The organism is Kribbella monticola, assembly GCF_003261635.1.
GTDB lineage: Bacteria > Actinomycetota > Actinomycetes > Propionibacteriales > Kribbellaceae > Kribbella > Kribbella monticola.
On sequence record NZ_QFXK01000035.1, the window covers coordinates 595,065 to 604,389 of the forward strand.

Here is a 9,325-nt window from a genome sequence, read left to right on the forward strand (position 1 = left end):
GCATGGGCCTCAGGAGCAAGCTCGGCCTGATCTTCCTGCTGGTTTCCTCGCTCGCGATCCTGGTGCTCTGCGTGGCGGTCTACACGCAGGCCCAGTCGTCGCGGCTGGACCGGACGCGGAGTTTCGCCGACGAGCGGATCCAGCTCGCGGCGGAGAGCTACGACCGCAACGACGTCCCGCTGTTCGGATCCCGGCTGGACGACCCGGACCTGCCGCCGCAACTGCGGGACGCCGTCAAGAACGGGAAGCGGGCCACCTTCAAGACCGGTTCGCCGAACGCGAAGATGTGGGCCGCGGTCGCGGTCAAGGACGGCCGGATCCTGTCGATCGTGCAGGACTACGACGTCAACGACCCGTCGATGAACGCGCTCCGCCGCGCCTTGATCCTCGGCGGTATCGGCACGGTCGCACTGGTCGCGCTGGCAAGCGTCGTCCTGGCGGGCAGCCTGTCCCGCCGGATCGTCGCGGTCGCCAGTACGGCGCGTCGCATCGCCGCCGGTGAGCTCGACGCGTCGGCGGCGGAGGCCGCGGGCAAGGGCAAGGACGAGGTGCAGTCGCTCGCTCTGGCGCTCGACACCATGGCCAGTTCGTTGCGCGGTCAGTTGGAGGCCGAGCGCCGGTTCACCGCCGACGTCGCGCACGATCTGCGGACGCCGGTCACCGGCCTGCTGACGGCTGCGGAACTCTTGCCACCGGGACGTCCGAGCGAGCTCGTCCGGGACCGCGCGAAAGTGCTGCGGCGCCTGGTCGAGGACCTGCTCGAGATCGCCCGGTTCGACTCCGGCGTCGAGCAGGCCGACCTGGAGAACGTCGGGCTCGGCGCGTTCGTCGGCTCGGCGGTCGGCCGGTTGCGGATGCAGCAGTCGCTCGCGCCGGACAGCGTCGTGGTGCACCGGGTCGGCCCGGAGGAGACCGTGTCGACCGACTCCCGCCGGATCGAGCGGATCCTGGCCAACCTGATCGTCAACGGCCTGCGGCACGGCAAGCCGCCGATCGAGGTGACCGTGCAGGGCCGGGTCATCGAGGTGGTCGACCACGGCAGCGGCTACCCGGAGGAATTGATTGCCGAGGGCCCCCGTCGGTTCCGGTCCGGGATGGCCGAGCGCGGCGTCGGGCATGGCCTCGGCCTCACCATCGCCGCGGGGCACGCGAAAGTGCTCGGCGCCGAACTCACCTTCGGCTCCGCGCTGTCGGGCGGAGCCCTGGCCAGGCTGGTACTTCCGCCCACACCCGAGACGGAGCTGTAACACAACTTCTCGCTGCGGGCCGGCGTCTCTTCGTACGTCGGGTTCACAAGAACCCTTACATACGAGGGGAAACCAAGGATCATGCGTATTCAGCTTGTTCGTCGTTCTGCCGCCGCCGTCGCGGGTGTCGCCCTGGCCGTCGGTGCGATCGGTGTCGCCGGTGCCCTGCAGGCCAGTGCGACGCCGGACACCACCCGGATCACGGCGGCCGCCGCCGGTTCGGTCGCTGCGGCTCCGACGATCAGCATCAAGTCGGACCACACCACCGCCAAGGCGTGGGCGAAGGTCTCGCTGACCGGCAAGACCACCGGCCTGGCCCGGAACACCACCGTTCAGGTGCAGCGGCTGGAGAGCGGCAAGTGGGTCAACTTCCCGGCCACCACCAAGGTGACGTCGGCGTCGACGTACTCGGTCTGGGTGAAGAGCGGCCGGGTCGGCGTGAACAAGTTCCGCGTCGTCGCGGGGAAGGCCGCCAGCGCCGCCGTTTCGGTCACGATCACCAAGTGAGCCACCGGTGTGCGGGGGAATTTGATCCCATCGTGCACACTGGGACAGACCAGCGGCGCCACTCCCGGGGCGGGGTGTGGCGCCGCTGTTCCTTTGCTGATGCGCTCAGCGCGTGCCGTACACGTTCAGTTCGGCTGCCGACCCGAAGACCGCTCCGTTCAGCGAACTGGTGCCGACGAACTTCACGTACCGGCCGGCCTTCGCGGTGAAGTCGACCCGCTGGGTGTCCCGCGAGTTCGGGAACTCACCGGTCCTCACCGGCGAACCCCACGTCTGGCCATCGGTGCTGACGTAGATCTCGTAGCCCTTGAACATCCCGTTCGTCCCGCTCTGCCGGGGCAGGTAGCTGAATCCGTCCACCTGGTACGTCGTACCGAGATCCAGCGTGATGTGGTGCGGATAGCCGGCCGGAGTCGGTACCTCCGACCAGGCCGAGTGCCACAGCGTGCTGGGGTCTCCGTCCAGCGCTCCGACGGCCGCGCCGCCGGTAGCCACGTCCTCGCTGCTGACGTCGGCCACCGTGATCCGGGACTGCGGCACGATCCCTGGCGGCAGCAGTGTCGCCTCGGCCGACGTGCTCGCTGTCCCACCTGTTGCCGTGAGCCCGTATTTGCCTTCCGGCGTTCCGGCCGGCGGGATCACCGACCATGAGGTGGTCACACTGGTGCCGGCGGCAACAGTCGCGTGGGTCGCGGGCGTCGTCGCTTCGACGGTCCAGCCGGCCGGGGCCTGCAGTGCCATGGTGATGTCGTTCACGGCGACCACGTCGTTGTTGGTGAATGTGGTGACCACCGTGTTCGCCTCACCGGAGACCATGCCGTTGAGGCCGGCGCCCGACAGGCTGATCGACGTACAGTCTGCCTTCTCGTCGGACTGGCCGAGGTCGGTGACGGCGAAGTTGTCGATCACGAAGTCGGCCTGGTCGCCGCCGGAGGAGAGTTTGCGCAGGCCGACCCAGTAGTCGCCGCCACAACCCGCCACGAACTCCTGCGAGAACGCCGTCTTCGTCCGCTGCGCACCGATCGGCGTCGAGTGCACCTCGACCGAGTCGGGCCGGTCGACGCCCTGCACCCAGGTGTACTGCCCGGCCTGGCCGGACTCGTAGTCGAAGTCGACCTTGTACTTGTGACCCGGCTTGAACTCGACCGTCCACGGCGCGGTCCGGTAGACCAGGCCCTCGTTCTCCTCGTGCGACTTCAGCGACCAGTCGCCGTCGAGCGCGTCGTCGACCAGCTTCCCGTTCCAGCCTGCCTGCGTGTACGGCGCATGCTTGCGAGCCAGCACGGTTCGGGGGTCCGTGGTGCCGCCCGCATCGCCCTTGACGAACGGTCCCCAGCCTTGGTCGGTGTGCTCGAAGTCGTCCACCAGGCCGGCCGCAGGCCGAGTCGACTCCACGACCCGGACGTCGTCGACGCGGACCCGCGCAGTACCGTCGGCCGCGCTGATCTTCAGCGTGGCATTGGTGCCCTTGGCATCGAAAAGGACGCGGGCCCGCTGGTAGTAGGCGTCCTGCTTGTCGTCGGACGCGACCCTGTTCTGCGCGGTCGATCTGGTGACGGTCACCTTGTTGCCGTTGACATCGATGCTGGTCGGCCGCGACTTGCCCGGCTCGACCTCGATCCAGGCGGAGGCGCTGTAGGTGTGGCCGGCGGTCAGACCGGTGAGCTGCTGCTGCAGCGACGCCGTTCCCGGACCGAAGGCGGCGACGTGCTGACCGTTGGCCAGGGTGTCGATCTTCGCGAAACCGGTCGGCCGCCAGACGTTCAGGTTGCCTGCGTTGAACCCGGGATCCTTGACCGGGCTGCCCTCACCCCACTGAGCCGCCGGCTGCTTCGGCGCGACCTCGGGGTACAGCACGTACGGCTGGCCGGGCTCGGCGTCGAGGGTGACGACACCCTTGCGTACGGCGGCGGTGGTCACCTTGACCCGGCCGGTGTCGGTCAGCTTGTAGACGGTGAACTTGCTCGTCGCGGCCAGCGCGGCAGGTACACGCCAAGCGGTGAGGCCGCCTTCGGGGTTGTAGTGGTAGAGCTTCTTGTTGTTGTCCCAGGGCAGCAGGTACTTGTCGCCGTCGAGCACCTTGGCGGTACCGGCGTACAGGGTCCGCCTGCCGTTCTCGACGGCGCCACGGATGCCGCCGGTGAAGGTGATGTCGTTGGAGTTCCAGTCGAGGATCTTCTGCTGCTGCAGGAACTTGGCCGGCAGGTTGCGCTGCCAGACGTTGGCGTAGAACTTGTTCCAGTCGGTCTCGCCGGTCCAGCCCTCGAACTCGACGATGGACGCTTGGCCGAGGATCGGGTCGGCGTTCCAGACGTCCTTCTCGTGGTTGCGCGCGAACCGGATGATCTTGCTGTTCAGCCCTTTGTTGGTGGGACCGCCGTAGTCGAGGTCGTTCGCCCAGTGCGACCACAGCGAGGTGCGCTCGTGCCGGTCGGCCCACTCGGTGGCGATCTGCCAGCCTTGGTCCGCCAGTTGCCGGGTCAGGCCGTCGGCCAGCCAGCCGGACTGGTAGTACACGTCGATGTACAGCTCCTGCAGGTTCTTGTCCGTCTCGTCGCGCAACTGCTGGAACCGCTTGACGATGTTGCCGGAGGCAAGGTCCGGTCGCTGCTTGATGTAGTAGCTCTGGTTCAGCCAGTTCCAGCCCTTGGCGGACTTGTCGACCAGGTCTTCGCTGAAGGCGTTCGCCTCGGGGTACGACTCGGTCGCGTTCACGTGCACCCCGAACGCGGCGTTCCAGCCCTTGCCCTTCTTCAGCAGCGTGTTCAGGTCGGTCAGCCCGCCGGCACGCACGTTGTAGTTGCCGCCGTAGTCGGGGTGCGCGGAGTCGTGACCTTCGGACCCGTAACCCTTCAGCAGCGCCAGTTGGCCGAGTCCGTCGGTGGCCAGCGAGATCCGCTTGACGTCGTCGAGCGTGCGCAGGAACGGGTGCGTCGCCTGGCTGGCGAAGTTGAACGGGATGTGGGTGATCACCCGGTCCTTGACCAGGTCGCCACCCTTGGGCTCGACCATGATCGAGCGGAACGCGATCGCGCCGTCCTGCCAGTCGACCGTCTTGTCCCCGTTGGCGTCCGGGGTCACCACAACCTTTGCCCACGGCAACGGCTCGGTGTACGGCGAGGTGTCGGCGCGGTAGGTCCATTGACCACTCCAGACCCCGACCCGGCTCGTCCCGTCGGCAGCCTTCCGTGCGCGATGCCAGAACCGGGCGCCGTCGTCGACGGACTGCCCAGACGGCTTGTCGTACGTCGAATTCGTCTCGATCCCGGCCGCGAGTCCGCTCGTGTTCACGAACGCGTACGTCGCTCCGGTGGGCGCGGCCTCGGCTGCGGTGGCAGCGGTGACCGGGGTGATCTTGTCGGCCGTGCGAGTGGAGTCCGGATCGAGCGTCGTGAACGCGGTGGTCGCGCCGTCGTCACTGCTCGCCACGGAGACCAGGTCCTGGTCCGGGATGTCGATGGTGTTCACCCGGGTTGTCTCGGTGTCCCGGACGGCGTCGATCTTGAACGTGGTGATCCGGCCGGCGAGCGTGAGGCTGGCGTCGAGCTCGACACCGGGGAGGGCGTCGAAGGCGAGCTTGTAGTCGGCTCGGCTGCCGTCGGTGCTGACGGTCGGTAGGTCGGTGAGCCGGGCGGTACGGGCCGTCCCGTTGATGGTGACGGTGGAGATGGCGTCGGGCTGACCGCCGAGCGTCTTGCCGGACGCGTTGTCGGCGTACTGGATGACGCGCGGGAAGTCGCTGCCGACGGTCACGGTCAGGTTGGCCGAGTGCAAGGTCAGCGGCGCTGCGGTCGGCGCGGTCGGCGCGGTCGGCGCGGTTTGGGAGGCCGTGGCCGACGGTGCCAGTAACAGGCCGCCGGTCAGGGCGAGAGCAGCGGTCAGGGCCGCTGGGCGGAGGGGAATCACGAGCGCACTCCTCGGTGGACGGAAGGGGCGATGTCGGATTCTGTGCGCAGGAGCGAGCACGAGTCAAGAGAAACGAACACCAATGAACAAAATTAGTGAACGTTTAAGCCACCCCAAGCCGCTTGCGTCCGAAGGGTCGAGGGGCGGGACCCTCAGTTGTTCGGACGCAAGGGGCTGGTGGAGGAGGTGCGGTTAGACGGCGGGGAGGATTTTGCCGGTGACGTCGCCGAGGCCGATGCGGGGGCCGTGGGGGGTGGCGGCCCAGCCGGTGATGGTGATCTCGTCGCCGTCTTCGAGGAAGGTGCGCTGCTCGCCGTTGACCGTGATCGGCTCGCGGCCGCCCCAGCTGAGTTCGAGGAAGGAGCCGCGCTGGTCCTTCTCGGCGCCGCTGACCGTGCCCGAGGCGAACAGGTCGCCGGTTCGCACGGAGGCGCCGTTGACCGACAGGTGCGCGAGCATCTGGGCGGGCGACCAGTACATCTCCTGGTACGGCGGGCTGCTGACCAACTGGCCGTTCCAGCGGACCTCGAACGTGATGTTCAGGTTCGTCAGTTCACCTGCCAGGTAAGGCAGGACGGCCGGTTCCTGCTTGCCGAGCGGCAACTCGGCCGCTTCGAGCGCATCGAGTGAGACCACCCAGGGCGAGATGGAGGTGGCGAATGACTTGCCGAGGAAAGGACCGAGCGGGACGTACTCCCACGCCTGGATATCCCTTGCGGACCAGTCGTTCACGAGCACCACGCCGTACACGTGGTCCTTGAAGTCGTCGACACGGACGCGGCTGCCCAGGGCGGAGGGGGTGCCGACGACGTACCCGAGTTCGACCTCGATGTCGAGGCGCTGCGACGGCCCGTACGTCGGTGCGTCGTCCGCCGGCGCCTTGCGTTGACCGCTCGGGCGGACGATGTCGGTGCCGCTGGCAACTACTGTGCCGGCGCGGCCGTGATAGCCGACTGGAAGGTGTTTCCAGTTCGGGAGCAGGGGTTCCGCGTCGGGCCGGAAAAGCCTGCCCACGTTGGATGCGTGGTGCTCCGAAGCGTAGAAATCAACGTAGTCGGCCACCTCGAACGGGAGCAGCATGGTCACCGCGTCTTGCCGGATCAGGTGCGGCTCGACGGCTGTCTTGTTGGCTTCGTTGCCGACCAGATCGAGCAGCCATTCGCGAGTCGACTGCCAGGCCGGGCGGCCGAGAGCCAGGAATGCGTTGAGCGACGGCGCTGTGAAGGTCGGTGCGACGTCTGGCAGTCGGTCGGCGGCGAGCGGGGCCAGGTCGATGAGGTGGTCGCCGATCGCGGCTCCCACCCTCGGGGCTTCGTCGCCGGTCCGGAAGATGCCAAGCGGCAGGTTCTCGGGTCCGAACGGGGAGTCTGCCGAGATGTCGAGCCAGGTCACTTCGCCTCCAGCAGGCCTAGTGCGGTCAGGTCGTGGCGGGGTTCGTCGATGCTGCAGGAGCCGAACGAGGTGAACCATCGCCGCGTGCTCGCAGCCTGATCCTCGGTCAGCTCACGTGCCTTCGCGGCAAGGCTTTCGCCGTCGCGGCTCTCCAGAATCGCCGCCTGTTCGTCCTGGCTCGAGCCATCCAGCGATGCCCGCGTAGCAAGCAGCACATTCAAGAAGCCGTGATGCTCGAATCCGGTGTCGGCCGCTGTGTGGCGTACTGCGTTGTGGAGGCCGGCGGTGCACTTGAAGGCGACCTCGCGATCGAGGCAGGCGGTGATGAAGGCTGCAATCTGCTCGGCGGTCGGGAAGAGCGACGGGTCCAGGCCGCCGGTCCGGAGTTTCGCGGCGTAGCCGGCGTCCGCGACGACGTCGAGCGCCCGCTCCCACGCGCCGTCCAGACCGATCTCGACGAAAGCGTTCTCCTCGTCCAGGCAGTCGTCGCAGGCGCGGACCACCCGGAGCGCGTTGCGGGACAGGTCGTCCTCGGCGCGCAGGCGGACCTCGATGGCCTTGACGACCACGTCGGCCGAGCGATCGCCGTACCGGACGGCGGGCTCGATGCCGCCCGCCCCGCCGGTGATGACGACGGAGACCTCGAGCGGGCCGCCGGTCGCGCGGGCCTCGGCGGCGACCTTCATCAGGTTCTCGTCGGTGCAGACGAACGGTCCGACCAGGTCGGCGTACTCCGCCTGGCGGTGCTCCCGGTGCGCGGCCACGGCTTGGGCCAGGGGCAACTCCCCGGGCGGGAACATCGCGGCGTCGTCGACCAGGTGCCGGAACAGGGCAGGGGTGGTTGACATGGCCCCGAGCCTAACGGATGCTTTCGGTAAGCGGACACATGTGTCCGATAAACGTACTAGATCTGGATGGGGTCATGGTGTTCTACCGGCAGGTCGGGCAGGTTCCGCCGAAGCGGCACACCCAGTTCCGCAAACCGGACGGCGGGCTGTACTACGAGGAACTGATGGGCGAGGAGGGGTTCTCGTCGGACTCGTCACTGCTGTACCACTCCGGGGTGCCGTCGGCGATCGTCGACTCCCAGGTGTGGGACCTGCCCGACCTGGCCACGACACCGAACCACCCACTGACCCCGCGGCACCTCAAACTGCACGACCTCTTCGCTCCCGAGGCGGCCGCCGCGGCCAACGTGGTCGAGCAACGGCGACTGGTGCTGGGCAACGGCGACGTCCGGATCTCGTACGTGGCGGCCGGCCGGCCGTCGCCGTACTACCGGAACGCGATCGGCGACGAATGTGTGTACGTCGAGAAGGGCTCGGCGACGGTCGAGACGGTCTTCGGTGTACTCGAGGCCGCCGAGGGCGACTACGTGCTGATCCCGCGCGCGACGACGCATCGCTGGCTGCCCGGGCCGGACGGCGTCTCGGCGTACTGCATCGAGGCCAACAGCCACATCGCGCCGCCGAAGCGGTACCTCAGCCGCTACGGGCAGTTCCTCGAACATTCGCCGTACTGCGAACGTGATCTCGTCACACCCGCGTCGGTGTTCGTTGTTGAGGGCAACGATGTCGAGGTGCTAGTGAAGCATCGCGGGCACGGGGCGGCGGGGATCGTCGGCAGCCGGATGACGTACGCGACGCATCCCTTCGACGTGGTCGGCTGGGACGGCTGCCTCTATCCGTACACGTTCAACGTGAGCAACTTCGAGCCGATCACCGGCCGCATCCACCAGCCGCCGCCCGTGCACCAGGTGTTCGAGGGAAACAACTTCGTCATCTGCAACTTCGTGCCGCGCAAGGTGGACTACCACCCGCTGTCGGTGCCGGTGCCCTACTACCACTCGAACGTCGACTCCGACGAGGTCATGTTCTACTGCGGCGGCGACTACGAGGCCCGCAAGGGGTCTGGTATCGGTCTTGGTTCTATCTCGCTTCACCCGGGCGGCTATGCGCACGGGCCTCAGCCGTCCGCGATCGAGGCGTCGCTGGGTGCGGAAAGCTTCGAAGAGCTGGCGGTCATGGTCGACACCTTCCGCCCCCTCGAACTGGGCGAAGGCGGCGCGGTGGTGGACGACGGCGCCTACGCCTGGACCTGGTCCGGCCGCCGCCTGAACGACTAACTCCCCTCGAGGCACAGCGCCGGCGCAACTACCCCCGGCGCCGACCCCCGCGGCCCACTCCGGCACCCCCGCACGCCGGCACTCCCGCACGCCGGCACGCCCGCACCCGGCGCCCCCGCACCCCGGCACCCCCGCACCCCCGCACCCC

At 68.1% G+C, this 9,325-nt stretch carries 6 protein-coding genes; 3 read left to right on the plus strand and 3 right to left on the minus strand.

What is annotated here, in order from left to right; translation table 11 throughout:
• The first annotated feature begins 2 nt into the window (after window positions 1-2).
• Together DIZ26_RS28860 and DIZ26_RS28865 are read left to right on the plus strand one after the other, a co-directional pair.
• A complete protein-coding gene (locus DIZ26_RS28860; RefSeq protein ID WP_112247079.1) occupies window positions 3-1,247 on the plus strand; it encodes a HAMP domain-containing sensor histidine kinase in 1,245 nt (414 codons plus the stop codon).
• 81 nt (window positions 1,248-1,328) lie between these two features.
• The gene (locus DIZ26_RS28865; protein ID WP_112247081.1) at window positions 1,329-1,754 is read left to right on the plus strand and encodes a hypothetical protein; all 426 of its coding nucleotides are present in this window, start codon (window positions 1,329-1,331) and stop codon (window positions 1,752-1,754) included.
• A 105-nt stretch (window positions 1,755-1,859) separates the two neighbouring features.
• Here DIZ26_RS28865 and DIZ26_RS28870 read toward each other — a convergent pair whose 3' ends face one another.
• From DIZ26_RS28870 to DIZ26_RS28880, 3 genes are all read right to left on the minus strand, one after another.
• A complete protein-coding gene (locus DIZ26_RS28870; protein WP_232828662.1) occupies window positions 1,860-5,660 on the minus strand; it encodes an endo-alpha-N-acetylgalactosaminidase family protein in 3,801 nt (1,266 codons plus the stop codon).
• A 192-nt stretch (window positions 5,661-5,852) separates the two neighbouring features.
• Window positions 5,853-7,052, minus strand: a complete 1,200-nt coding sequence (gene fahA / locus DIZ26_RS28875; RefSeq protein WP_198676319.1) for a fumarylacetoacetase — start codon at window positions 7,050-7,052, stop codon at window positions 5,853-5,855.
• Window positions 7,049-7,900 carry a hypothetical protein gene (locus DIZ26_RS28880; protein ID WP_112247085.1) on the minus strand — a complete coding sequence of 284 codons (852 nt, stop codon included), beginning with the start codon at window positions 7,898-7,900 and terminating at the stop codon, window positions 7,049-7,051. The genes fahA and DIZ26_RS28880 overlap by 4 nt, the downstream gene beginning before the upstream one ends.
• 74 nt (window positions 7,901-7,974) lie before the next feature.
• On the opposite strand from DIZ26_RS28880, the gene DIZ26_RS28885 reads away from it, so the two are divergent.
• Window positions 7,975-9,177 carry a homogentisate 1,2-dioxygenase gene (locus DIZ26_RS28885; protein WP_112247087.1) on the plus strand — a complete coding sequence of 401 codons (1,203 nt, stop codon included), beginning with the start codon at window positions 7,975-7,977 and terminating at the stop codon, window positions 9,175-9,177.
• The last annotated feature ends 148 nt before the right edge of the window (window positions 9,178-9,325 follow it).

Bases quoted from the DNA above. Each gene is read 5' to 3' on its own strand.
- DIZ26_RS28880 (WP_112247085.1), bottom strand. From the start codon at position 7,900: ATGTCAACCACCCCTGCCCTGTTCCGGCACCTGGTCGACGACGCCGCG.
- DIZ26_RS28885 (WP_112247087.1), top strand. From the start codon at position 7,975: ATGGTGTTCTACCGGCAGGTCGGGCAGGTTCCGCCGAAGCGGCACACC.
- DIZ26_RS28865 (WP_112247081.1), top strand. From the start codon at position 1,329: ATGCGTATTCAGCTTGTTCGTCGTTCTGCCGCCGCCGTCGCGGGTGTC.
- DIZ26_RS28860 (WP_112247079.1), top strand. From the start codon at position 3: ATGGGCCTCAGGAGCAAGCTCGGCCTGATCTTCCTGCTGGTTTCCTCG.